At 70.5% G+C, this 22,533-nt stretch carries 23 protein-coding genes and 2 pseudogenes; 13 read left to right on the forward strand and 12 right to left on the reverse strand.

Annotation, left to right across the window (positions count from 1 at the left end):
- The 5 genes from ACIBK6_RS14945 to ACIBK6_RS14965 all read left to right on the forward strand — a co-directional run bounded on the left by ACIBK6_RS14945 (position 1) and on the right by ACIBK6_RS14965 (position 6,061).
- Positions 1–2,853 carry an NHLP bacteriocin export ABC transporter permease/ATPase subunit gene (locus tag ACIBK6_RS14945; protein ID WP_399051631.1) on the forward strand — a complete coding sequence of 951 codons (2,853 nt, stop codon included), beginning with the start codon at positions 1–3 and terminating at the stop codon, positions 2,851–2,853.
- A 228-nt stretch (positions 2,854–3,081) separates the two neighbouring features.
- Positions 3,082–3,987 carry a zinc metalloprotease HtpX gene (htpX, locus tag ACIBK6_RS14950; RefSeq protein WP_399051632.1) on the forward strand — a complete coding sequence of 302 codons (906 nt, stop codon included), beginning with the start codon at positions 3,082–3,084 and terminating at the stop codon, positions 3,985–3,987.
- Between the two features lie 28 nt (positions 3,988–4,015).
- On the forward strand, positions 4,016–4,594 hold the full coding sequence (locus ACIBK6_RS14955) for a hypothetical protein (protein WP_399051633.1): 579 nt from the start codon (positions 4,016–4,018) through the stop codon (positions 4,592–4,594).
- A gap of 119 nt (positions 4,595–4,713) precedes the next feature.
- Entirely contained in the window at positions 4,714–5,310 is a 597-nt protein-coding gene (locus ACIBK6_RS14960) for a phospholipase domain-containing protein (protein ID WP_399051634.1), read from the forward strand.
- Positions 5,311–5,347: 37 nt separating this feature from the next.
- Positions 5,348–6,061, forward strand: coding sequence for a DUF4142 domain-containing protein (locus tag ACIBK6_RS14965; RefSeq protein ID WP_399051861.1), 714 nt, complete (start codon positions 5,348–5,350; stop codon positions 6,059–6,061).
- A 21-nt stretch (positions 6,062–6,082) separates the two neighbouring features.
- Here ACIBK6_RS14965 and ACIBK6_RS14970 read toward each other — a convergent pair whose 3' ends face one another.
- The 6 genes from ACIBK6_RS14970 to ACIBK6_RS14995 all read right to left on the reverse strand — a co-directional run bounded on the left by ACIBK6_RS14970 (position 6,083) and on the right by ACIBK6_RS14995 (position 10,082).
- On the reverse strand, positions 6,083–6,562 hold the full coding sequence (locus ACIBK6_RS14970) for a DUF3574 domain-containing protein (protein WP_399051635.1): 480 nt from the start codon (positions 6,560–6,562) through the stop codon (positions 6,083–6,085).
- 37 nt (positions 6,563–6,599) lie between these two features.
- Positions 6,600–7,559 carry a DNA-binding protein gene (locus ACIBK6_RS14975; protein WP_399051636.1) on the reverse strand — a complete coding sequence of 320 codons (960 nt, stop codon included), beginning with the start codon at positions 7,557–7,559 and terminating at the stop codon, positions 6,600–6,602.
- Positions 7,556–8,770, reverse strand: coding sequence for an MAB_1171c family putative transporter (locus tag ACIBK6_RS14980; RefSeq protein ID WP_399051637.1), 1,215 nt, complete (start codon positions 8,768–8,770; stop codon positions 7,556–7,558). Before ACIBK6_RS14980 ends, ACIBK6_RS14975 begins: the two co-directional genes overlap by 4 nt.
- A complete protein-coding gene (locus ACIBK6_RS14985) occupies positions 8,767–9,336 on the reverse strand; it encodes a hypothetical protein (RefSeq protein ID WP_399051638.1) in 570 nt (189 codons plus the stop codon). The genes ACIBK6_RS14980 and ACIBK6_RS14985 overlap by 4 nt, the downstream gene beginning before the upstream one ends.
- Positions 9,337–9,496: 160 nt before the next feature.
- On the reverse strand, positions 9,497–9,919 hold the full coding sequence (locus tag ACIBK6_RS14990; protein ID WP_399051639.1) for a YjbQ family protein: 423 nt from the start codon (positions 9,917–9,919) through the stop codon (positions 9,497–9,499).
- A gap of 28 nt (positions 9,920–9,947) precedes the next feature.
- A complete protein-coding gene (locus tag ACIBK6_RS14995; RefSeq protein WP_399051640.1) occupies positions 9,948–10,082 on the reverse strand; it encodes a hypothetical protein in 135 nt (44 codons plus the stop codon).
- A 155-nt stretch (positions 10,083–10,237) separates the two neighbouring features.
- On the opposite strand from ACIBK6_RS14995, the gene ACIBK6_RS15000 reads away from it, so the two are divergent.
- Positions 10,238–11,320: an NAD(P)-binding domain-containing protein gene (locus ACIBK6_RS15000; RefSeq protein WP_399051641.1), complete on the forward strand. Its 1,083-nt coding sequence runs from the start codon at positions 10,238–10,240 to the stop codon at positions 11,318–11,320.
- 238 nt (positions 11,321–11,558) lie between these two features.
- Here ACIBK6_RS15000 and mltG read toward each other — a convergent pair whose 3' ends face one another.
- Together mltG and ACIBK6_RS15010 are read right to left on the reverse strand one after the other, a co-directional pair.
- Positions 11,559–12,389 (reverse strand): endolytic transglycosylase MltG, encoded by an 831-nt coding sequence (gene mltG, locus ACIBK6_RS15005; RefSeq protein ID WP_399051642.1) that lies wholly within the window; start codon positions 12,387–12,389, stop codon positions 11,559–11,561.
- Between the two features lie 273 nt (positions 12,390–12,662).
- A complete protein-coding gene (locus tag ACIBK6_RS15010; RefSeq protein ID WP_399051862.1) occupies positions 12,663–14,483 on the reverse strand; it encodes an ABC transporter ATP-binding protein in 1,821 nt (606 codons plus the stop codon).
- A gap of 118 nt (positions 14,484–14,601) precedes the next feature.
- On the opposite strand from ACIBK6_RS15010, the gene ACIBK6_RS15015 reads away from it, so the two are divergent.
- The 3 genes and pseudogenes from ACIBK6_RS15015 to ACIBK6_RS15025 all read left to right on the forward strand — a co-directional run bounded on the left by ACIBK6_RS15015 (position 14,602) and on the right by ACIBK6_RS15025 (position 17,184).
- Positions 14,602–15,060 carry a MarR family winged helix-turn-helix transcriptional regulator gene (locus ACIBK6_RS15015; RefSeq protein ID WP_399051643.1) on the forward strand — a complete coding sequence of 153 codons (459 nt, stop codon included), beginning with the start codon at positions 14,602–14,604 and terminating at the stop codon, positions 15,058–15,060.
- 46 nt (positions 15,061–15,106) lie between these two features.
- A pseudogene (locus ACIBK6_RS15020) lies at positions 15,107–15,524 on the forward strand (FAD-linked oxidase C-terminal domain-containing protein); the annotation flags it as partial.
- A 241-nt stretch (positions 15,525–15,765) separates the two neighbouring features.
- On the forward strand, positions 15,766–17,184 hold the full coding sequence (locus ACIBK6_RS15025; RefSeq protein WP_399051644.1) for a Gfo/Idh/MocA family protein: 1,419 nt from the start codon (positions 15,766–15,768) through the stop codon (positions 17,182–17,184).
- 42 nt (positions 17,185–17,226) lie between these two features.
- Here the strand turns inward: ACIBK6_RS15025 and ACIBK6_RS15030 are convergent, their stop codons facing one another.
- A complete protein-coding gene (locus tag ACIBK6_RS15030; RefSeq protein ID WP_399051645.1) occupies positions 17,227–18,105 on the reverse strand; it encodes a GNAT family N-acetyltransferase in 879 nt (292 codons plus the stop codon).
- A gap of 80 nt (positions 18,106–18,185) precedes the next feature.
- Positions 18,186–19,793 carry a peptide-N4-asparagine amidase gene (locus ACIBK6_RS15035; protein WP_399051646.1) on the reverse strand — a complete coding sequence of 536 codons (1,608 nt, stop codon included), beginning with the start codon at positions 19,791–19,793 and terminating at the stop codon, positions 18,186–18,188.
- A 161-nt stretch (positions 19,794–19,954) separates the two neighbouring features.
- Here ACIBK6_RS15035 and ACIBK6_RS15040 point away from each other — a divergent pair.
- A pseudogene (locus ACIBK6_RS15040) lies at positions 19,955–20,245 on the forward strand (ABC transporter ATP-binding protein); the annotation flags it as partial.
- Between the two features lie 143 nt (positions 20,246–20,388).
- On the opposite strand, the gene ACIBK6_RS15045 reads toward ACIBK6_RS15040, so the two are convergent.
- Complete coding sequence (locus ACIBK6_RS15045; protein WP_399051647.1) at positions 20,389–20,610, reverse strand: DUF397 domain-containing protein; 222 nt, start codon at positions 20,608–20,610, stop codon at positions 20,389–20,391.
- Positions 20,603–21,400 carry a Scr1 family TA system antitoxin-like transcriptional regulator gene (locus ACIBK6_RS15050; protein WP_399051648.1) on the reverse strand — a complete coding sequence of 266 codons (798 nt, stop codon included), beginning with the start codon at positions 21,398–21,400 and terminating at the stop codon, positions 20,603–20,605. Before ACIBK6_RS15050 ends, ACIBK6_RS15045 begins: the two co-directional genes overlap by 8 nt.
- A gap of 183 nt (positions 21,401–21,583) precedes the next feature.
- Here ACIBK6_RS15050 and ACIBK6_RS15055 point away from each other — a divergent pair, with 183 nt between their 5' ends.
- Genes ACIBK6_RS15055 through ACIBK6_RS15065 form a run of 3 tightly spaced genes read left to right on the forward strand, consistent with a single transcriptional unit; the run spans position 21,584 to position 22,265 of the window.
- On the forward strand, positions 21,584–21,796 hold the full coding sequence (locus tag ACIBK6_RS15055) for a hypothetical protein (protein WP_399051649.1): 213 nt from the start codon (positions 21,584–21,586) through the stop codon (positions 21,794–21,796).
- Positions 21,793–22,053 (forward strand): hypothetical protein, encoded by a 261-nt coding sequence (locus ACIBK6_RS15060; protein ID WP_399051650.1) that lies wholly within the window; start codon positions 21,793–21,795, stop codon positions 22,051–22,053. The genes ACIBK6_RS15055 and ACIBK6_RS15060 overlap by 4 nt, the downstream gene beginning before the upstream one ends.
- Positions 22,050–22,265 carry a hypothetical protein gene (locus tag ACIBK6_RS15065; protein WP_399051651.1) on the forward strand — a complete coding sequence of 72 codons (216 nt, stop codon included), beginning with the start codon at positions 22,050–22,052 and terminating at the stop codon, positions 22,263–22,265. Before ACIBK6_RS15060 ends, ACIBK6_RS15065 begins: the two co-directional genes overlap by 4 nt.
- Positions 22,266–22,533: the final 268 nt, after the last annotated feature.

Here is a 22,533-nt window from a genome sequence, read left to right on the forward strand (position 1 = left end):
GTGACCTCCGTACACCACTTCGCGGACCCGGGCGCGGCCGGGCACGACGCGGTCATCGGCGCGCTCGGGGGCCTGGGCCACCAGGTCGACTGCACGGGTCTGCGCAGCCTCTCGCTGGAGGGGCCGCAGGTGCTGTGGCTCGTGGTCGCCGGTGCGCTCGACCTGTTCGCGGTCGACGCGGTGGAGCAGGGCCACTGGCACTTCCTCGGCCGCCTCGAACCGGGCACCCTGCTGCTCGGCCCCGTCGACGGGCCGCGGCACACCCTGGTCGGCCGCCCGCTGCGGGAGTGCGTGCTGCGCCGGATCGCGCTGCGGGAGCTGTACCGGTATCCGGATTCCGGCGGCTACGAGGTCCCGTACCACAGTCAGTACGACACCGGGGACGCGGCGCTGAGCCTGCTTGAGCACGCGTTCTCGCTGGGTGTCGGGCGCGGCCAACGGGTGCTGTTCGAGGCGCCGTTGGACGGCCGCACCGCTCCCGACGAGGCGGTCGCCGACGATGACGTGCTGTGGCTTCCGGTATCGCCGGGCAGTGTTCAGTACGGGGCGGCGTTCAGCACCGAGGCCGCCGGTGACCTGCTGGTCGACGGCGAGCTGTGGCAGGGCATGGTCAACCGGCAGTACCGGCTGCTTGCCGCGCTCGACCGCTGGATCGAGCGTCTGGAGCGCGCACACGAGGACCGTACGGCGGCCGGCATCAAGGCGGGCGAGGCCGTCCGCGACGAGGCCGACCGGGCGCTGCTCACCTCCATGGGACGCACCCGCAAGGCTCCTTCGCGGGCGGCGGGTTCCGGTGACGACGAGACGTACGCAGCCTGCCGGCTGGTCGCCGACGCGGCCGGGATCACCCTCGCGGAACCCGCGCGCAGCGGCGCGGTGAGCGACCGGATCGATCCGGTCGAGCGGGTCGCGGTCGGCTCCCGGATCCGCACCCGGCCGGTCCGGCTCGACGGGCGCTGGTGGCGCCAGGACGCGGGCCCGCTGGTGGGGCACCGCACGGCGAGCGGCACTCCGGTCGCGCTGCTGTGGCGGCGCGGCGGGTACGAGGCGGTGCACCCGGTGTCGGGCCGGCGCACCCGCGTCGACGGGAGCAACGCGGCCGAGTTCGAGCAGCGCGCCGTCATGTTCTACCGGCCGCTGCCCGATCGGCCGCTGGGCAAGTGGGGGCTGCTGCGCTTCAGCCTGCGCGGCACCCGGGCCGATGTGCGCCGTCTGGTGCTTGCCGGTCTGGTGACGGTGGCGCTCGGCGCGCTGGTGCCGATCGCGACCGGGCAGGTGCTCGGCGTCTACGTGCCCCGCGCCGAGAACAGCCTCATCGTGCAGGTGTCGCTCGCCGTCATCGTCACCGGCATCGTGTCGGCGGCGTTCATGCTGCTCCAGAACCTCACCATGCTGCGCATGGAAGGACGCATCGAGAGCACCCTCCAACCCGCCGTGTGGGACCGGCTGTTGAGGCTGCCGACGAAGTTCTTCACCGAGCGCTCCACCGGTGAGCTGGCGAGTGCGGCGATGGGGGTCAGCGCGATCCGCCGGGTCCTCTCGGGCATCGGCCCGGTCGCCGTGCAGTCGGGCACGGTCGGCGCGATGAACCTCGTCCTGCTGCTGTGCTTCAGCGTGCCGCTGGCGCTCACCGCGCTCGCGATGCTGGCCGTCATCGCCGCGGTGTTCCTCACCATGGGGATGTGGGAGCTGCGCTGGCAGCGCCGTCTGGTGGAGCTCGGCAACAAGCTCAACAACCAAGCGTTCCAGACCCTGCGCGGGCTGCCCAAACTGCGGGTCGCCGCGGCCGAGAGCTTCGCGTACGGGGCCTGGGCGCGGGAGTTCGCCCGCAGCCGCGAGCTGCAGAAGCGGGCGGGCCGGATCAAGAACCTGACGACGGTCCTCAACGCCGTCTATCTGCCGCTGTGTTCACTCGTCATGTTCGTGCTGCTCGCGGGACCGGCCCGCGGGTCCCTGTCGGCCAGCGCGTTCCTGACCTTCAACACCGCGGTGACGATGCTGCTGACCGCGGTCACCCAGCTCACCGGGGCGTTCATCTCGGCGGCCGCCGTGCTGCCCATGTTCGAGCAGATCAAGCCGGTGCTCGACGAGGCGCCCGAGGTGCGCGGCGCCAGCACCCAGCCCGGCGAGCTGTCCGGCGAGATCGAAGCCAAGGGCCTGTCCTTCCGCTACACCGACGACGGTCCGCTGGTCCTGGACGAGGTGTCCCTGAAGGTGCGGCCCGGCGAGTTCGTGGCGGTCGTCGGGCCCAGCGGCTGCGGCAAGTCGACCCTGCTGAGGCTGCTGATCGGCTTCGACACCCCGGTCACGGGCAGCGTGCTCTACGACGGCCAGGATCTGGCGGCCCTCGACCGGGCGGCCGTGCGCCGCCAGTGCGGGGTCGTGCTGCAGAACGCCCAGCCGCTCAGCGGGTCGATCCTGGACTGCATCTGCGGAGCGGAGGTGTTCACGCAGGAGGAGGCGTGGGAGGCCGCGGCGATGGCGGGCCTCGCCGAGGACATCAAGCGGATGCCGATGGGGCTGCACACCATGATCTCCGGCGGCGGTGCCATCTCGGGCGGCCAGCGCCAGCGCCTCATGATCGCCCAGGCGCTGGTCCGGCGGCCGCGCGTGCTGTTCTTCGACGAGGCCACCAGCGCCCTCGACAACGAGACCCAGCGCATCGTGATCGAGAGCACCCGGGCGCTGCGCGCCACCCGCGTGGTGATCGCCCACCGGCTCTCCACGGTCCTGGACGCCGACCGGGTGATCGTCATGTCGGAGGGCCGCATCGTCCAGCAGGGCCCGCCCGCCGAGCTCCTCGCCGACCCGTCCGGCCGCCTCCACGAGCTGGTGCGCAGACAGCTGGCCTGAACGGTCCGGGGCCGGGGCGGCGGCCGCCGTCAGCGCGCCGAATTCGTGCCGTACGACCACCGTCGCCGGGGCCGTCGCGGTGGCATGGTGGAGGGTGAGCACCACTGCACCGGTCCTGGAGCACGCCATGATCAAGAGGAATGCACCGCACGTCCTGCGGCCTCCCCTCCACGCCGCGCGGGCTCGTGCCCGCTCGGGCCGCACCGGCACGGGTACGGAGTGACGGCCGTGCACAGCCGCTTCGCACCCGACCGGCAGCTGACCGCCCGCATGCTGCTCACGGTGTTCCTGCTCGGACTGCTGTACGTGGCGTTCATCGCCGCGCTCCTGGTCCTGCTCAAGTCGACCGTCGTGGTCGTCGTGGTGGCTGCGGCCGTGCTGCTCTCGCAGTACTGGTTCTCCGACCGGATCGCCCTGTACGCGATGCACGGCCGCGTGGTGACCCGCGAGCAACAGCCCCAGCTGCACGGCATCGTCGACCGCCTGTGCGCCACCGCCGACATGCCGAGGCCCCAGGTCGCCGTCTCCGACATCGATCTGCCCAACGCGTTCGCGACCGGGCGCAACGCCGATCACGCCGTGCTCTGCGTCACCACCGGACTGCTGCGCCGGCTGGAGCCCGACGAGCTGGAGGGGGTGCTCGCCCACGAGCTCTCGCACGTCGCGCACCGCGACGTCGCGGTGATCACGGTGGCCTCGTTCCTGGGCGTCATCGCGGGGCTCATCGTCCGCTTCGCGTTCTACTCCCAGCTGTACGGCGGGCGCGGCCGGCGCGACCAGAACACCGTCGTCGTGCTGCTGGCCGTCATGGCGGTGTCCGCGCTTGTGTACTCGCTCAGCTTCCTGCTGATCCGGGCGCTGTCCCGCTACCGGGAGCTGGCCGCCGACCGGGCCGGGGCCATGCTCACCGGGCACCCCTCCGCCCTCGCCTCGGCGCTGACCAAACTGGACGGCGACATCGCCCGGATCCCCAGCAAGGACCTGCGGACCGCCAGCGCGTTCAACGCCTTCTACTTCGTGCCCGCCCTCGGCGAGGGAAGCCGTCTGGGGCAGCTCTTCGCCACCCACCCGAGCCTCGAACAGCGCTTGGACCGGCTGGCGAAGATCTCCGCCGAGCTGGGACGTCCCGCCTGACCACGGCCCCCAATCAAGGACGGAGCACATGGGATTCCTGGACATCCTGCTCGGGCGCACCAAGCCCGCCCCGCCCGACCTCGACCGGCTGTTCGGCCTGCCGTCGGCGGCAATCACCGTGCAGGCGGCCGCCGGGTTCACGCCGACCGGGCAGGGCTCGGTGTGCTTCACCACGGTGGAGGGCACCGCCTTCGCCCAGATCCGCCAGGACGTGACGGACCTGCTGAACGCGGACACCGAACGGGTCGGCGCTTCGGTGGAGTTCAGCCGCGACGAGTACGGGTACTCGTGGCTGCTCTCGCGCCGGGAGCCCGACGACCTGGCCGCTCTCGTCGGCGATCTGCACGCCGTGAACACCGCCCTGGAAGGATCCGGCTTCGGCCCCCAACTCCTGTGCTCCCTGGTCGGGTTCGGCAACCCGGAGGGGCAGCGGTTCGCCCTGGTGTACCTCTACAAGCGGGGCACCTTCTACCCCTTCGCGCCGCTGCCGGGCGAGAAGCGGGACAACGCGCTCGAACTGCGCGTCCGGGCGGTCGTCGCGGACGACCTGCACATCGAGGGGGACTTGTCCCGCTGGTTCCCGGTATGGGGCGCGCCCGGCCTGTAAAGCGTCACCCCGGCATCCACCGCAACGGAGTTTCCTTCGCCCCTTGTTGAACATCCACCTCCCCTGCCCCGTACTGAAGGTCGTCCCTGTCGCGCCCCCTCACTCCGAAAGGGACGCACATGCCTTCTGCGAGCAAGCGCGGCGCGGCGCGCTGGGCCGTCGCCCTGGCGGCCGCGACCCTGGCGGCGGGCTCCGTCGCGGCGGGCGCGGTCGCGGCGCCGGAGCCCCGGTATCCGCAGGAGGCGGCGCTCGTGCTCCGGCCGCCCGGCCAGGGCCCCGTGCCGTCCGTGACGGCCGCGGACGACTGCGCGAGAGGCGGCGTGGACGTCACGGCGAGCAACGGGGGCGACGCGCCGTTCGGATTCGCCCTGGCGGGCGTCTCGGTGACGGTCGGGCCGGGCCGCTCCAGGACCGTCACCGTGCCGGTCGCCGAGCACCAGAGCTACCGCTTCACCGTCGTGGGGCCCGGCGGATTCCGCCAGGACGTGACGGGCGTACTGACCTGTGCGAGCCCCTCCCCATCGCCCGCGACCGGCGCAGACCGGGCGGCCGGCGCGCGGCCCGTACCCGTGACGCCCCGCGGCTCCCCCACGGATCCGGGCGGGCGCCGACTGGCGATCGCGGGGATCACCGACCTCGGCTCACTGGCCACGGGGGCGTTCCTGGTGCTGCTCGGCGCGATGCTCTTCGTCATCCGCCGACTCCGCATCCCCTAGGCCGTGGGCACGACACACTTCAGGAGGCACTTCCTTGCTGCGCCGCATCGTCTTCTCCAGCACCGGTCTGGTCCTGCTCGCCCTGATCGCGACGGTGGCCGCCCTGTCCTACCCGGTCTGGTCCTACGCCGATCGCTCGGGCACCGGACTCGCCAATCTCAACTCCGGTACGGTGCCGACCCGTTGGGGCCCGCTGTCGGCGGCCGACCGCGACTTCATCACCCGGGTCAGACTCGCCGGGCTGTGGGAGCTGCCCGCGGGACAGCAGGCGATGGAACGCGCCCCCACCGAGGCCGTCAAGACGGCGGGCGAGCATCTCGTCCAGGGCCACACGTTCCTCGACGCCCGGGTGCGGGAGGTCGCGGCCCAGCTCGGCATGGAGCTGCCGAGCCAGCCCAACGCGCTGCAACAGGGCTGGCTGCGCACGCTGACGGCCGACACGGGCACGGCGTACGAGCGCGACTTCGCCAACTTCCTTCGCTCGGCGCACGGCCAGGTGTTCGCCCTGATCGCGCAGATCCGGGCGAACACCCGTAATTCCGTGGTCCGTTCGCTGGCCGACGACACGAACACGACCGTCCTCGACCACATGAAGATCCTGGAGGCGACCGGCTTCGTCGACTTCGACGGTCTTGCCCGGGGCGCCGCGGCCTCCGCGACCGCGAGCCCTACCGGCCCGCCCCCGCCTGCTCCGGGGGCAACTCCCCCATCGGCGGCTCCCGTTCAGCCGGGCGGCTCCTACCAGCCGTAGCGGGGAAGGGACCGCAGGGGGTCAGAAGTTGGCCTGGGCCCGGACATCGGCCCGGCCGACGGATTCCAGACCGTACATCGTGCAGTACAGGTGGCGGATGTACTCGATGTCGGGGTCGTGCGTGCGGGCCTCCTGCGCGGGATACAGCACTGTCAGCTCGTACGAGATCTCGCGGTTGATGCTCCCCGACTTGTCGCGCCACTGGCCGCGGCCCTGCTGGAGGGTCAGCCCGGCCGGGAAGCGGGGGGTGATCACGTCGGCGACGAACTTCATGAACTCCTCGTCCGTGATGGGTGGTTGGCCGCCGTGGCGGCCGGTGCCGAAGTAGAGGTGGGTGGCCAGATAGGGGCTGCCGTGGCCGGTGGCGGTATCCGGTGCCGCCGCCGACGGGGCTGCTGACGTGCCGTAGGCGACGTCCGTCACCGGCCCTCCGGTGGCGAAGAGGAGCACGACCGCCACGAGGGCGGCGGCCGCGGGCGTCGACACGCGTATGTGGAGCATGTTGTCCCTGTCTGTTGACTTCCGGTGGGGGTGGTTCCTAGCGGGAGGGGCGGTCCTGGCCACTGGGGTGCGTGGTCAGGCACTCCCGCAGGAAGGCTGCGGCCGCCCGCAGGTTCGCCGGTGCGTCGGCACGGCCGAGCAGCTGGGCGGCGGTGCTCGCGAGGGTCTCGGTGGTCCGTACGGAGCCGATGCCCCCGGCGCGCGGGGCGAGGCCGGCGATGAGGTCCTCCGCCTCGCTCCAGGCCCCGGCCCCGGTGAGGGCCGAGAGGAGTTCCGCGGTGAACAGGTGCCGGTAGGAGGGGCCGGGGGCGGTCACGGCCTCGTACAGGAGCGGAATGGCCCGGTCCCAGTCGCGCAGTCTGGCCAGCACCCAGCCCTGGTGGCCGGTCAGTTCGGTCTGGTCGATCCACCAGGACCAGGGCGGGTCGTGGCGCGAGGCGCCGTCCAGGAACCGGCTCCGGGCGCGGTCGATGAGGTCGGCGGCCTCGCGGCCGCCGCCCAGCAGGGCGGTGGCGTGTGCGCGGCGGACCAGCACGAGGCTGCCGACGAGCGTGGGCAGCGGGCGCGGCCCGGCCACCCGGGCGACCGTGTCCAGGGCGGCCCCGGGGTGACCGGTGTGGGTGTGGAGCATGCTGTGGTTCAGCAGCACCAGGCGGGCGATGCCGCGGTCGCCGCAGCGTTCGGCGAGGGAGAGCGCTCGGCTGTTCATGCGGTGGGCCGCGTGGTGCAGCCCGGCGTCGAAGAGGATCCAGCCGATCACTTCGCAGAGTTCGGCGAGGGCCGCGAGCAGGTCGCGGTCCGCGCCGGGGGGACCGGCCGGACCGGCGAGCAGTTCGGGGATGCGCCGCAGCGTGTCGTGCACGGCGGGCACCGCGGCCCGCGCACCGTGCCCGGCGTCGAGGGACACGAGGTGGTCAACTGCGCGCAGCGCCAAGGGAGTCAGCGGGCCGCGGTCGTCGCCGCGCACCGCGGTGCGCGGCGGGGTCGTCTTCGTCATGACGGGATGCGGTCGGCCGTGTGCACCGCCCGGCCCTGGGTGAGCGCGGTGAAGGACGACGCGACCCGGGTCAGCCATTCCACCTCGTCGCGGAAGTCCTCGTACGGCGGTCGCGCGGGAATGTCGGACGCGTCGGCCTGCTCGGCCCGCTCCTCGGCGGGACGGTCGAGGACGGCCCGCACCTGGAGCGCTTCGCCCAGCGGCGAGGTGGGGTCCTCGGGGAGGTCCAGGGAGCGGGCCACCCGGGAGAAGTCGGCGAGGGAGAGCGAGGTGCGGAGCATGAGCTGTCCGTCCCGTATCTCGATGACCCTCCGGTAGAGGCTGTAGTGCGGATCGCGCGGCGGGACGAGGTCGCGCGCCCAGGACCGGGGCGGGTCGAGCGCGATGTCCGGCGACGCCTGGTACAGCGCCCACCACAGGGGGCGCAGCCGGCGGTAGCAGCGGTAGCTGCGCAGCCAGCCCAGGGCGCGGGTGATGTGGATTCCCCAGGACGGGATGGTCCAGCCGGTGATCTGGAGGAGCGCTCCGATGCTGCCGCACGACCACTGGATGGGGTCGAGGGCCGAACCGTCGAAGTGCAGCCGGGTGCCGGCGATCTGGATGCTGCGGGTGACGCAGTAGACCATGATCAGACTCGCGCCGACGGTCACGGTGCGCATACCGACTTTCAGCCATTGCCGGTTGGCCATCTTGGTGAAGCGCAGGGACAGCCGGACGGTCTCGAACTGCCCCACCCCGCAGATCACGAGGTAGAAGGACATGTACAGCGCGTACCGGCCGTCCTGAATGCTGAGCAGGATGGTCGAGGTGGCCGTCTTCGAGCTCGCGACCGGGGTGACGGCGATCGACGCCACCACCAGGACGCACAGAGCGGCGCCGAAGAACATCACCCGGCGCCGGGCCCTGCGACGGGCCTCCTCGGGCGGGGACGACCAGTGGACGAGGACGACCTGCTGAGCGGCGGTGAGCACGACGACGGCGACCTGGACGATCAGCGAGGTGACGTTGGGCCGGCCGAACAGGTCGGAGATGTGCACCCGGAGCACGTCCAGGTCGACCAGGAAGCTGATCCCGGAGCAGAGGAAGTAGACGCACAGCGCCCACAGGGCCACGTCGTGCTTTCTGCGCAGCAGATCGGGGAGCCGGTAGCCGAAGGCGGCGAGACCGCCGAGCGCGCAGGTCCAGGAGAGGACGCCGTTGACGGTATTCATGCCTGGTCCGGGTTGCCGACGCCGTTCTCGATACGAGCGACGATCTCCGCGGCCTCGTCCGGGACTCCCCAGGCGGGTTCCAACCACCTTTTGGTGGCCCGGGCCAGGATCAGCGAGGCCATCGTCTCGGCCTCCTGCTCCTCGTCGTCGCTGTAGCGGGAACGCATCAACATGCCCTGTACGACGGCCGGTTCGACATTCGTGAACAACTGACTCGTATCACTGCGGTCGAATTCAACGGAACCCCGGTGCGCGAAGGCGATATGGGCCAGTTCATGGGCAATGATGTGTTCTTTGTGCGACGGCGATGCGGCCTTCTCGTAAGCGATGATGTCGAATTCATCGAGTTTCAGCCACAGACCGAAGAGATGCCGTTCCGGGAAGGGCATCGGAATCAGATGAATCGGGCGCTGGTTCTGGGTGCTGAGATAGCGGTGGAGTTCGTCGATACCGCATCCGTGCTCCATGCCCCAGTCCGCGAGCAGCGCCTCACAGGTCTGGCGGACCTTTTTGAGACGGCGCCTGAGCCGACGGTCCTCCGGCGACGGTAACGCAGAGCCAGACACCTTCATCCTTAGCCTTCCACGCCTTCCACGTTGGAGCAGCAGGCCGTTGCAATGCCGATTCAACTGTCCCCGGGATTCGGTCTCCCGGCCCCCGGGCGGACAACGCGGCCATGATGCCACACCCTCAACTCGCCGACGATTGAAGCGAGTTTCTCCCGGATCAGCCGAGGAAACTCAGCCGGACCTGCCGATTCGGATTGTCCCGGTTCGTATCCACCAGGCATACCGACTGCCAGGTACCCAGCGCCAGTTGGCCCCCGATGACGGGCAACGTCGCGTGGGGTGGCACGATCGCGGGCAGGACGTGGTCCCGCCCGTGCCCCGGACTGCCGTGGCGGTGCTGCCAGCGGTCGTCGGCGGGGAGCAGGGTGTGCAGCGCGGCAAGGAGGTCGTCGTCGCTGCCGGCCCCGGTCTCGATGAGGGCCACTCCCATAGTTGCGTGTGGCGCGAAAACGTTCAGCAGTCCGTCACGACCTGAGGCAACCTCCGCCAGGAAGGCAACACAGTCTGCCGTCAGGTCGAAGACGTTCTCGGCCGCTCCCGTGGTGACCTGGAGGGCCCGGGTCTCGAATCCATGGCTCATGCGCCCATGGTTGCCGACTGGGGCAGCTTCACCAACCACATACACAGATGCCCCCGGCCGCAAGGGCGTCAAGGACGCCGTGGACGAACCGGTGGCCGCCGGGTTCGTCGTAGCGCTCCGGGAACGGGAACACGCCCCGGGTCTGGAGTCCGATGGCGAACATGGGGAGCCGGTCCGCTTGGCGGCGGGCGCGCCGAGCAGCGGCGAGGCCGCCCGGCCGCCGCGCCCGGCGGGGCTCCGCTTCTGGTGGGCGGCGGTCGCCGAACCGGTCGGCGGCGGCGCGGGAAGATCCCCGCGCTGCCCATGGTTGGTAGAACCGTGAACGACTTCGCGGTACGAGATGTGGACGTGGTGGTCATAGGCGCCGGGCAGGCGGGTCTGTCCGGCGCCTACCACCTGCGCCGGGCGGGACTGGTCCCGGACCGCGACTTCGTGGTGCTCGACCACGCACCGCGACCGGGCGGCGCCTGGCAGTTCCGCTGGCCGTCACTCACGTACGGCAAGGTGCACGGGATGTATGCGCTGCCCGGTATGGAACTGACCGGCGCGGCGGCCGACCGCCCGTCCTCGGAGGTCATCGGCGCGTACTTCACCGCGTACGAGGACGCCTTCGGCCTGCGGGTGCACCGCCCCGTCGACGTACGCGGCGTGCGGGAGGGCGAGAGCGGGCGGCTGCTGGTCGAGACCTCGCAGGGCGGCTATGCCACGCGCGCGCTGATCAACGCCACCGGCACCTGGGACCGGCCGTTCTGGCCGCGCTATCCGGGCCAGGAGACGTTCCGGGGGCGACAGTTGCACACGGCGGACTATCCGGGGCCGGACGCGTTCGCGGGGCTGCGGGTCGTCGTGGTCGGCGGCGGGGCCTCGGGCACCCAGCATCTGATGGAGATCGCCGAGGTCGCGGCGGAGACGACGTGGGTGACGCGGCGGCCGCCGGTGTTCCGGGAAGGGCCCTTCGACCAGGAGGCCGGCCGTGCGGCCGTGGCGATGGTCGAGGAGCGGGTGCGGCTCGGGCTGCCGCCCAGGAGCGTGGTCTCGGTGACGGGGCTGCCGCTGAACGATGCCGTCCGGGCCGCGCGGGCGAAGGGCGTCCTGGACCGGCTGCCGATGTTCGACCGGATCACCCCACAGGGGGTGGCCTGGGACGACGGCCGGACGGTCGAGGCCGATGCCATCGTCTGGGCGACCGGTTTCCGGCCGGTCGTCGACCACCTCGCTCCGCTGCGGCTGCGCGAGCCGGGCGGCGGCATCCGCCTTGAGGGAACCAGGGCGGTCAGGGACGAGCGCGTCCACCTGGTCGGCTACGGCCCGTCGGCCTCGACCATCGGCGCCAACCGGGCCGGACGGGCCGCGGTGCGGGACATCAAGCGCCTGCTGGAACGCGAGCCCGCGGTGGCGTGAGCACGGGGGTCGGCTCGGGAGGGACGGGCAGGGTCCCGGGGTGTGATCGGCGGGGTCAGCCGGAGTGTGAGAAGCGGGATCGGCTCGGAGGGACAGACGGGGCCAGGCGGGGTGCGACCGGCGGGGTCAGCCGGAGTTGGGCTGGGCACGGTCAGCCGGGGCGGGTCCAACCGGGGGCGGACGGGCAGGGTTCAGCCGACGGGGAGGAACGGGGGCGGCCGGAGTGGCGCGTGCACGGTCAGGCGGGGCTTCCGGGCTTCCGCTGGTTCTTGTTGAACTCCCGTACGTTCAGCTGCTGTTGGTCGTAGCTGTCGGTGAAGCGGGTGTCTCCGGGCGCCACGGTCACGAAGTACAGCCAGTTGCCCGGTGTCGGGTTGATCGCGGCGTCGACAGCCTGCTGCCCCGGGCTGCCGATGGGGGTGGGCGGCAACCCCTTGTGCTGATACGTGTTGTAGGGGCTGTCGGTCTTGGTATCGCTGGTCGTGGTGATGAGCGTCGAGCGGTTGAGCGCGTAGTTCAGCGTCGAGTCCATCTGCAAGGGCATACCGCGGGCGAGTCGGTTGTGGATGACACGCGAGACCTTGCCCATGTCGGCTGCGGAGTCGGCCTCGGCCTGCACGATCCCGGCGATGACGACCGTCTGATAGACCGTCAGACCGGCGCGTTGAGCACCCGCCGCGATCCGGTCCTGACCGAAGTGCTTGGTGGCGGTGTCCACCATGTACCGGAGCAGACCACCCGGGGTCGCATCGTCCTTGACCGGGTATGTCGCCGGGAACAAGTAGCCCTCGGGGTTGCCCTTCGCGTCCGGCGGCAGCCTGAGGTCCGCCGTCGCGGCGGCCTGCTTGGTGGTGCCGGGCGGCAGATCGAGGCGCTTGTCGACGGCCGCGTACACCCGGCTCGCCCGCCACCCCTCCGGGACGACGAGGGTCCTGGTCGGAGCGCCGGTCTCCCGCAGCACCAGCACGAGCACCACGCCCGCCACGACCAGCAGCAGCGCGAGGAGCAGCAGGGTCAGCCGGCCACGGCGGGTCAGCCGGGACCGCCGGCGGTACGGGGACTCACTCATGGCGGCACGCTACCCCGACATATTAGATAAATCGGATATTCGACAGCCTCCGACACGAGTCAGGGTCGACCGAGGGGAACATGCGAACAGGGGATCGATTGTTCGCCGGAACGCGTGATCGTCACGGCGTTCGTTGCTCAACTCCCGTGTGCCGAAGGATGCTTGAGGTGCGCAAGCGACAGGCTGCAGACCGGCGTCGCCGTGTCCGGACCCGGGGCGGCGGCGTCGGCCCTGCCCTCATGAGGGGGCCGTCGGCAGCCCTGCCCGCGCCCGTCATGAGGGGGCGGGGGCCAGCTCGGCATCCCTGCGGACCAGGGCCGCGTATCTGCCGTCCCGGTCGAGGAGTTCCTCATGGGTGCCGCGCTCGGCTATCAGGCCCTGGTCGAGGACGACGATCTGGTCCGCGTCGCGCACCGTGGAGAGGCGGTGGGCGATGGTGATGGTGGTGCGGCCCTCGGAGAGTGCGTCGATGGCCCGCTGCACCGCGTGTTCCGTACGGGTGTCGAGCGCGCTGGTGGCCTCGTCGAGGATGAGCACGGGCGGGTCGCGCAGGATCGTCCGGGCGATGGCCAGGCGCTGCTTCTCGCCGCCGGAGAACCGGTAGCCGCGCTCACCGACCAGGGTGTCGTACCCGTCGGGCAGCGAGGCGATGTGGTGGTGGATCTGGGCGGCGCGGGCGGCCGCTTCCAGCTCCTCGTCGGTGGCTTCCGGCTTGGCGAAGCGGAGGTTCTCGGCGACCGAGGCGTGGAAGAGGTACGTCTCCTGGGAGACCACGCCGACCGAGCGGGCCAGGGTGTCGAAGTCCAGGTCGCGCACGTCCACGCCGTCGAGCGTGACGCGCCCGCCGGTGACGTCGTACAGCCGGGGCACCAGATAGCTGAGCGTGGACTTCCCGGAGCCGGTGGGGCCGACGACGGCGAGGCTGCCGCCGGCCGGGACGGCCAGGTCGATGCCGGACAGGGTGGGCTGCTGCTGCTTCTCGTCGTACCGGAAGTCGACGCCCTCGAAGCGGACCGCGCCGCTCGCCTTGGTCAGGCGGACCGGCTCGGCGGGTTCGGTGATGTCGACCGGCAGGTCGAGGTATTCGAAGATCCGCTGGAACAGGGCGAGCGAGGTCTGCATCTCGACGCCGGTGGACAGCAGGCTCACGGCGGGCCGGAACAGGCCCTGCTGGAGCGATACGAAGGCGACGAGGGTGCCGATGGAGACCGAGGGGCCGCCCGCCTGGAGGGCTATGCCTGCCGCCCAGTAGATGACCGCGGGCATGGCGGCCATGACGATGCCGATGGTGGACATCCGCCAGCGTCCGGCCATGTTGGAGCGCACTTCGAGGTCGACCAGGCGCTCGGACTCGGCGGCGAAGGACTTGGTCAGCGAGTCGGCGCGGCCCATGGTGCGGCCGAGCAGGATGCCGCTGACCGACAGCGATTCGGTGACCTCGGCGGCCATCGCGGCCATCTGCTTCTGGCGCTGGGTGGTGATCTTCTTGCGTTCGCGGCCGACCCGGCGGCTGATCCATACGAACACCGGCAGCAGGAGCAGGGAGACGATGGTCAGGCGCCAGTCGAGCGCGAGCATCGCGACGACCGAGGCGACGACGGCCGTGAGGTTGGAGACCAGCGAGGTCGCGGTGGAGGTGACGGTCGCCTGCATGCCGCCGATGTCGTTGGCGATGCGGGACTGGACCTCGCCGGTGCGGGTCCTGGTGAAGAAGGCGAGCGGCATCCGCTGGAGCTGGGCGTAGACCGCGGTGCGCAGGTCGTGCATGACGCGCTGGCCGACGGTGGTGCTGATCAGCGTCTGGAGCACGCCGAAGACGCTGGTGACGACCGCGGTGGCGATCATGCCGAGGGCCAGCAGGCTCAGCAGGCCGGTGCGGCCGTGCGGGATGGCCACGTCGAGGATCTCGCGAAGCAGGAACGGCGTGGCGACCGAGACGAGCGAGGACGCGGCGACGAGCAGCCCGACGAGGGCGAGCCTGCCCCGGTAGGGACGGAAGAGGCCGAGGATGCGGCGGACCTGGGCCGGCTCTTGCGGCTCGGCGCCGCGGGGCGGTGGGGTCCAGGTGGAGTGCGTGGAGTGATCGGGGCGCATGGGCTCCTTCGACAGGGTGTGCGGGCCGCCCGCCGGGAGCGGGAGGACGACGATTTCGGGAGCATAGCTCACTGTTACCTATACTCACAATGTACGGGGTCCTGTTATTGTTCCCGGTATGCAGCCTCACCTTTCCCGGGCCCCCGACGCCGACGGTCTGCTGGCCGAGCAGTTGCTGCGGCTGACCCGCCGACTGCACCGGATCCAGAAGCAGTACCTGGAGCCGGTCGGCATCACGCCCGCGCAGTCCCGGCTGCTGCGCACGCTCGCCCACTGCCCGGAGCCGCCGCGGATGGCCGATCTGGCCGCCCGCCTCGAAGTCGTTCCGCGCGCGGTGACCACCCTGGTCGACGCGCTGGAGGAGACCGGCGACGTCCGCCGGGTGCCGGATCCGGCCAGTCGCCGGGTGATCCGGATCGAGCTCACCGACGCGGGCCGCGCCACGCTGCGTTCGCTGCGCACCGCGCGCCGGGGCGCCGCGGAGGAGATCCTGGCTCCACTGACCGCCGACCAGCGCGAGGTGCTCGGCGGGCTGCTGAACGCGCTGGTGGACGGATCCCCAAAGCGCCGCTGCTGAGGCGGCGGCCCGGGAGGCGTACGAGCGGGCCGCCGCCGAGGTGATGGCCGGGCTCGAACTCCAGGCCCGGCACGGTTTCGACGCGGCCGTCGTCGGTCATGCCGCGCACGGAAATCTGCACTTCCTGCTCGCCTTCGACGCGGCGGAGCCGTAACTCCTCCTCCGGCCGAAGCCGGGGGCTTCACGAGCAAGTCATCGACCCGGACGGGGTGTTGGCGCCGCGGATCGTGCTCGACCGCGACCCGGGCGCGCATCTGCGGGGGCTGAAGACCATGCCCGGGGTGGAGCCGGTCGCCGACCCCTGCATCGAGTGCGGTTTCCGCGAACCGACCCGCCCCAGCCGGGACTTGACCACCACACCGCGCCAGCGGACCGTGCTGCGGCGGGAGATGATGCGCCAGCCGGAGTGCTCCCCGGTCGAGGCCGGGCTGCTCGACTCGTACGGCTATGACGCCGTCGACACTTGGCTCCGCCCGCGGAACCGTTTCGGCCCCCGCCGTGCCGTGGGGGGCTCTGCTGTCCGGGCCCCGACACGAGCACTCGTACGCCCGATGAAACACGGCCGGGCATCCATCGGCCGGTATCAAGAGTCCAATTGGCGCCCTTGCGCACCACTCGTCTCGCCCTCCAAGGTCCTTACCGAGGTTCGGTAAAGGTCGCGCAAACGTCAGCCCATGGATTTCCAGTCGATCACCTGGAGGCTCGATGAACGACGCAGCACCGGAGCACCCCGAGGTGGGCCGCCGCTCGGTACTGCGGACCGCGGGGGCCGCGAGCGCCGGGCTCGGGCTCGGCGCGTTCGCCGCCAAGCCCGCGGCAGCGGAGGAGACTCCGGTCCCAGCCCCGCCGCACGAGGCGCGGGAGTCGCAGCGCCAGGGCTGCACCATGATCGGCGTGCCCTTCGAGCGGCGCTCGACGGTACGGGTCGCGCTGATCGGCCTCGGCAATCGTGGCGGCAGCATGATCGACCTGTATCTGGCGGTGCCCGGGGTCCGGGTGGTGGCGTTGTGCGATCCGGTGAAGGCGAAGACCGAGCGGGCCGCCGCCAAGGTGACGGCGGCCGGCCGGCCCGCGCCGGCCGTCTACGTCCACGGCGACCACGACTACGAGCAGCTCCTCAAGCGCGGCGACCTCGACTTCGTGCATGTGGCGACGCCCTGGGACTCCCACTTCGAGATCGCCAGGTCGGCGCTCCTGAACGGCGTCCACGTCGGCGTGGAGTGCCCGATCGCGCTCCAGCTCGACCAGTTGTGGGAGCTGGTGAACCTGTCCGAGCGGACCCGCAGGCACTGCATGCAGCTGGAGAACTGCTGCTACGGCCGCAACGAGATGCGGGTGCTGCGCATGGCGCACGCGGGCAAGTTCGGCGATCTGCTGCACGGCGCGGGCGCGTACAACCACGATCTGCGTGGCCTCATGTTCGACCCGGCGTACTACGAGGGCGCCTGGCGCAGGCTCTGGCACACCCGGCTGCGCGGCGATCTCTACCCCAACCACGGCTTCGGTCCGGTCGCCAACTACATGGACCTCAACCGGGGCGACCGCGCGGTGAGCATCGTCAGCGTCGGCTCGCCGTCGCTCGGACTCGCGCGGTACCGGGCCGCCAACATGCCTGCGGGTGACCCGAGTTGGAAGGAGACGTACATCGAGAGCGATCGCACGATCAGTCTCGTACAGACCGCGAAGGGGCGGGTGATCCGCCTGGAACACGATGTGTCGACGCCGCATCCGTACAGCCGGATCAACAGCCTCGGCGGCACCAAGGGGCTCTTCGAGGACTACCCGGAGCGGATCTACCTGGAGCCGGACCACAAGAACGACGAGTGGGGCGATTTCGCGCGGTACGCCGAGTGGGACCACTGGCTGTGGAAGGAGCACGCCACTCCGCCGGGCGGGCACGGCGGGATGGACTACATGCTGGTGTTCCGGCTCATGCAGTGCCTGCGCCTGGGTCTGGTCCCCGACTTCGACGTGTACGACGCGGCGACCTGGACCTCGCCGGTCCCGCTGAGCAACCTGTCGATCAAGGCGAACGGCGCGCCGCAGCAGATCCCCGACTTCACGCGCGGGGAGTGGCAGAAGGCCCGCCCCGGAATGGACTCCGAGCGGCCCGCCGAGGCGTGACGCCCCGGGGCCGGACCCTCTGCGGTCCGGCCCCGGGCGCGGTCACAGGAAGTGGCCGCTGGCCAGATACGGCGCCGGGACCTTCATCCCGCGGACCGCGAGGTAGCCCTCCTGGCCGATGTCGAGCCGGGCCGCGAGGCCCACGTCCACCGCCCACTCGTTGGCGCTCGTGATGCAGTTGACGAGGGTGTCGCCGCGCGCGGAGGCGAGCGCCTCCCACAGCAACTTCTGCGCGGTCTCGGGGTGCGCGGCAGCCAGCAGCACCCCGCGCCCCTGGTCGTCCACGTACACATATCCGGACTTGCCGTTGTCGCGGCACACCACCAGGCGCAGGGTGTCCAGCAGGTAGCCGTGGTCGGGTCCGTGGCCCGCGCCGCGGAGGTCCTGGTCGAGCCGGTCCATCCAGTCGACGTCGTCGGCCCCTCCCTCGCGCAGTCCGGTGACGGCGGGGAGCGTGGCTCTGTCGACGGTGCCGACCATGCGCATCTGCGGGTGCAGCGAGAAGCCCGCGAGCCGGTAGCGGCGGGTGGCGCCGGGGTGCACGGAGGAGGAGAACAGTCCCGGGCGGCCCTCCGCGTGGGCCAGGACCGCGTCCATCAGCCGCTTGCCAATGCCCGTCCCCTGGCGGTCGGGCAGTACGCCGTAGGTGGCCAGGTACCAGAGCGGACCGCGGTTCTGCGAGATCGCGAAGCCGATGACCCGGTCCCCGTCCGCCGCGACCCAGCAGCCCGCGGGGTCCACGCCCAGGAAGTACCGCATCCGGTCGATCCATTGCTTCGAGGCGCCCGCCGAGCGCGGTTCCGGCTCCGGCTCACTGACCCTTCTGCTCCGCCGGTCCGCGTCGAGGAACGTGACCTGCGAGGCGCGCTCGGCCCGGTGAAGGTCCCCCTCCCGCATCAACCGCACCCGCACAGAAGCCATGCCAGAAGCGTAGCCACGCAGCCGGTGGCGCGGCATCCGGTTTTCGGGTGCCCCCGGCAGGGGGCACCCGAGGGGTCACGTCAGCAGCGTCGGGTGTCCTCCGTCAAGGTTCCCTGGGCTGTCTTCAGGCTGCGGTCCCAGCAGCGGTCCGAGGTGTACAGGCGGTAGCGCTCGGCGGAGGTGCCGACCGCGTGGCGCTGGTCGCGCGGCACGTTCATGGTCCAGGAGGCGTCGCCCTGGTAGGTGTCGTCGAGGTGCGACCAGGTGGTGAGGTGATCGCCGCGCAGGGTGCGGGCGTCCCCTCGGTCACCGAGGGTGATGGCGGTGCGCAGCCTGTTGTCCGCGCCGATGGTCGTGGTGCCGTCCATCGTGTACGTGCGGTCGTCTCGGGCAGTCACCGCGGGGCCCCGGCCGTCCGTCGTGACGGTCTGGTCGTCGTGCCAACTCCCCTTCAGGGAATCGGTGTTCTCCCCTTCGGTCCAGCGGTGGACCGAGTCGCCGGTCACGGAGCGGGCCACCGTCGTCGTGACACGGCCGTGCGAGGTGTTCAGGTATCCGGCCGTGGTGAGGCGGTGGCCGCTCTTCGCGTCGAGCCGCAGTTCCGGCGAACCCGGCTTGTACGTGGTCGAGTTGACCGGCGCGGTCTCGTCGTGGCGGGTCAGCGCGCCGGAGACGACCTGGCTCGCCCTGTCCTGCCAGATGAGCAGGTTCGTCGGCGTCGACCAGCCCGCCTGCCCGGCGGGGACCCCGGCGACGGACACCTCGACCTGGTGCGGCCTGCCGTCGTTGAGCTGCGCGGCGTACGGCGTCAGGTCGTATTCGACCGGCTTCACGTCGAAGGCGCGGGGTGCCGGTATGACGTACCAGAGGAAGGGGTTCGACCAGCCGCCGGTCCATACGGTCGGGAACGGGGCCGCTATTCCGGCGAGTTGGCCGTCGACCTTGATCTGCACCTCGCGGTTCGGCCCGGCCGGTGCCTTGCAGGAGTATGCGGCGGGGTCGGGCACCGCGAGGTACCAGAACTCCTCGCAGCCGCCACCGGAGCCGGTGGCGTACACCTCGGCGACGATGCGATCGGAGTTCCGCGGCGTGGTCACCTGGGTGCCGCTGAGCGGGAGCACCTTGTCGGGGACGGCGGCCGGCCGGGTGCGGCCTTCGGCGGCGTAGAACGTGAGCGTCACCTTGACGTCGATCACACCGGTGTACGTGCCGTCCACGACGTTGCCGATGAGCATCTCGACGGGCTGCGCGGAGCGGAAGGTGTCGGTGTAGCGCGTGACGTCCTTCTCGACGTGCCACGCGATGCCGTTCACGGAGGGCTCGGGCGTCGAGGTGCGCAGCACTTCCGTCCCGCCGACGTGGAGGTAGCCGAGGCGGTCGTACTGGCGCCCCTTGACCTTGCCGTCGAGGCGCAGCACCACCTTGCTCCAGCGGTCGCCGCAGCCCTGCGGAGGTGCGTAACTCCCCTTGTACGGCGTGAAATCGCGGAACTGGGCCTCGGCGAGGGTGACTTGGCAGGACTTGGTGTGCGGTGTCGCCACCGGCGGCGCCGCGGTGAGCGGGTCGTGCCAGTCGGTGCCGAACTCGGTGGGCGGTGTGTCGGCGGCCGCGGCCGGACCCGCGCCGAGCACCAGTCCGGCGGCCAGGGTGAGGCCGCCGAGCATGGACATGATCCTTCGTCGTCTCATGGGACAGGAGTGAAGCGTGAGCGGCGCCGGGGCGCCAGACCCCGGGTGCCTGCCGTGGCTCGTTGTGGGCCCCGACGCCGGAAAACCAATTGCTTTCGGCACGTCCGGAAGGCGAACCTTGCAGCCCTTGAACCACTCGAACCGAGGATTTCTGGAACGCCATGCAGATTCGTGATCTTCCCTACTCGGATCCAGGCGAACCGGATGTCCGTTCAGGCCCCCGGTTCCTGTACTGGCTGGGCCGCAACCAGCTCGCCGGTCAGCTCAAGTCCCTCGCCTGGGGGCTGCTCCACCAGTGCGGCATCGCCGGACTGCCGCTCACCGTCGGCCTCGCCGTGCAGGCGGCCGTCGACCGCTCGGGCACCCGGCTCGCCCTCGCGGGCGCGCTGAACGTGCTGCTCGGTGTGGCCATCGCGCTCGGCGACACCATGCTGCACCGCACCGCGGTCACGTAGTGGACGGTTTTACAACCGGGCGAGGCTCACACTACAACCTCCTGACCTGCGGGTTCCAGCCCCCAACTCTCACACTCCAACTTCTGGGGCGTGAACTAACCCCCGGCGCGGGGGACACCGGGGGCTAGCTGGTCGCGGGGCTACTCGCCAACCTCCCCACGGTTCACTGCACTGACGAACGACGCCCAAGCCTCCGGGCGGATCACCAGTGCAGGCCCCTTCGGATCCTTGCTGTCACGGACCGGCACGCCCCCGGCGTACCCGTCGATGACCTCGACGCAGCTCCCTGCCTGGGAGCCGCTGTACGAGGACTTCCGCCAGCCACTCAGAGTGGACGCGTCCTCGATGTGGTGCTCAGCCATGTTTCCTGTATTCCTCCGCTACCGCCCTCAAGAGGGCGAGTGACTGTTGAAGCGGTAGTGCCTCGCTCAATGCAAGATCGTAGGCCCCTTGGATCTCCTCGACCATGGCAGGGCTGTCGTGAATCTTGCCCGTGCGGATGCCCTCCGCGTACGCGATGGGCGGCTGATCCTCGAACCACATCAGCGTGGTCATGCCGTCAAGAAGCGGATGCGGGGCCGTTCCGAACTCCAGCACATTGACCCTGATGCGCCCCGATTCGGCAAGCCTGATGATGTGCTCAAGCTGGTCAGCCATGACCGCGTGTCCCCCCAGGGGACGGCGAATGACCGCCTCATCTAACAGAGCCCATACTGCCGGGGTTACAGGGTCCTCAAGCAACTCGGAACGCTTGAGCCGTGTTACGACGGCCTTGTGTCGCTCTCCTTCACTCTCCCGTGGGTACCCGGCATCAATGACCACCGTCGCATACGCCTCGGTCTGTAGGAAGCCGGGGACATATGACAGGCCGAACTCTCGAATCATGACGGCCTGCTGTTCGAACTCCTGAGCCTTCTCGAACCAGTCGGCAACGCCACCGGTCACCTGGTTCGGACGGAAGGTGGTCAGCACGTCACCAGTACCAAGAGCCTGGTCAAGGCGCTTCGCGTCCGCTTCGGACGGGTACCGTCGTCCCGTTTCGATGGCAGTGATGAGCGAGCGAGACATGACCGCCGCGTCGGCCAACTCCTGTTGGCTCCAGCCCTTCGCCTCGCGCTGCTCCTTCAACCACTCGCCGTAAGTCGTGGCCAAAGCCTCACGCCCCCTTGATACATGGCCGGTGTGTCAACTCCCCTACTGGCGGAGCCTACCCATCCCGTCGGAGCCTGTGACTCAGAACGCGGAGACAGCAACCGTCCCCGATCCGAGTCCACCGTAGGAAGTGAGCCCCCTCTCATGTCCTCCCCCTTGACGGCCTCCCGAAGCCGGCCGGAGTTGGCCACGCAAGCACTCAGCCAGGACGCCGGGGCAGCGTTCAAGACCTTGCAGGCCGCGATGACGAACGCGGGCTTCGACACCAGCAGCCTGCACCGCGACTCCATCCGCCACCACGACGGGACGGAGGAGGAGGTCATCCGCTACGCGTGGGTGATCCCCTCGGCGTTCCGCGCCGCGAAGGTCTTCCAGGCAGCGAGGCGGAGCCAGTGATCTCTCAGCAGGGGGGTGTCGCCATCCGGGAGCCGGCCACCAGTGCCGGAAAGGCCCTCCATGCAGCCGAGGTCTTTCAGGAGCTGAAAGCGGCGTTCCGCGCCCTAGGGATCACGCCTCAGTCCATGTCCATGGACTACGAGTCCGAGGACGAGAACGGTGAACCCCCAGTCATCTTCGGCTGGGGCACACAGAGGCAGGCCGAGACCTTTGTGGAGTCGGTCAAGCAACTCAGGAAGGCGGCGGGGTTGGGATGATCTACAACGAAGGCGAAGTCGTCATGGACGCCGCCCGACTGCTGGTGGGCCAGATCAGCGCGATCGAGGGCACGGAGATCACCCTCACACGCCCCGGAGGCTTGGAGTGGGTCCAGGAGGAGAAGTTGTGTCGGCCGGCCAGTCCCGAAGAGAAGGCGGGTCTGACGCCGCTCGGCGCGATGCACCTCATCAGCAAGTCGCAAAGGCGATGACGTTCCTGACCGCGTTTGCCGTGGGCGTCTTATTCGCTGCCATGTACCTGCGGGTGCAGGCATGAGGCGGTGGCGCATCACCGCTGACGGACAGCTCGTCGGAGCCCTCCTCGCGGTGGCAGCAATCGGAGGGTGCCTCGGTCTCGTCGCCGCCCTGTGGTTCGGCAGGTAGAGGCCACGCAATCCCTCCCCCAGACTCCCCGCCCGCGATCGACCCCTACGCCTGCGGGCGGGGTGCACCACCCTCCGGGCTGCCGCTGTAACCCGG

The organism is Streptomyces sp. NPDC050485, from assembly GCF_044458185.1.
Taxonomy (GTDB): Bacteria; Actinomycetota; Actinomycetes; order Streptomycetales; family Streptomycetaceae; genus Streptomyces.

Excerpts from the sequence above, each read along its gene's own strand:
- ACIBK6_RS14955 (WP_399051633.1), top strand. The coding sequence starts at position 4,016 with ATGGGATTCCTGGACATCCTGCTCGGGCGCACCAAGCCCGCCCCGCCC.
- ACIBK6_RS14960 (WP_399051634.1), top strand. The coding sequence starts at position 4,714 with ATGCCTTCTGCGAGCAAGCGCGGCGCGGCGCGCTGGGCCGTCGCCCTG.
- ACIBK6_RS14970 (WP_399051635.1), bottom strand. The coding sequence starts at position 6,562 with ATGCTCCACATACGCGTGTCGACGCCCGCGGCCGCCGCCCTCGTGGCG.
- ACIBK6_RS14975 (WP_399051636.1), bottom strand. The coding sequence starts at position 7,559 with ATGACGAAGACGACCCCGCCGCGCACCGCGGTGCGCGGCGACGACCGC.
- ACIBK6_RS14980 (WP_399051637.1), bottom strand. The coding sequence starts at position 8,770 with ATGAATACCGTCAACGGCGTCCTCTCCTGGACCTGCGCGCTCGGCGGT.
- ACIBK6_RS14990 (WP_399051639.1), bottom strand. The coding sequence starts at position 9,919 with ATGAGCCATGGATTCGAGACCCGGGCCCTCCAGGTCACCACGGGAGCG.
- ACIBK6_RS14995 (WP_399051640.1), bottom strand. The coding sequence starts at position 10,082 with ATGTTCGCCATCGGACTCCAGACCCGGGGCGTGTTCCCGTTCCCGGAG.
- mltG (WP_399051642.1), bottom strand. The coding sequence starts at position 12,389 with ATGAGTGAGTCCCCGTACCGCCGGCGGTCCCGGCTGACCCGCCGTGGC.
- ACIBK6_RS15010 (WP_399051862.1), bottom strand. The coding sequence starts at position 14,483 with ATGCGCCCCGATCACTCCACGCACTCCACCTGGACCCCACCGCCCCGC.
- ACIBK6_RS15015 (WP_399051643.1), top strand. The coding sequence starts at position 14,602 with ATGCAGCCTCACCTTTCCCGGGCCCCCGACGCCGACGGTCTGCTGGCC.
- ACIBK6_RS15025 (WP_399051644.1), top strand. The coding sequence starts at position 15,766 with ATGAACGACGCAGCACCGGAGCACCCCGAGGTGGGCCGCCGCTCGGTA.
- ACIBK6_RS15030 (WP_399051645.1), bottom strand. The coding sequence starts at position 18,105 with ATGGCTTCTGTGCGGGTGCGGTTGATGCGGGAGGGGGACCTTCACCGG.
- ACIBK6_RS15035 (WP_399051646.1), bottom strand. The coding sequence starts at position 19,793 with ATGAGACGACGAAGGATCATGTCCATGCTCGGCGGCCTCACCCTGGCC.
- ACIBK6_RS15045 (WP_399051647.1), bottom strand. The coding sequence starts at position 20,610 with ATGGCTGAGCACCACATCGAGGACGCGTCCACTCTGAGTGGCTGGCGG.
- ACIBK6_RS15065 (WP_399051651.1), top strand. The coding sequence starts at position 22,050 with ATGATCTACAACGAAGGCGAAGTCGTCATGGACGCCGCCCGACTGCTG.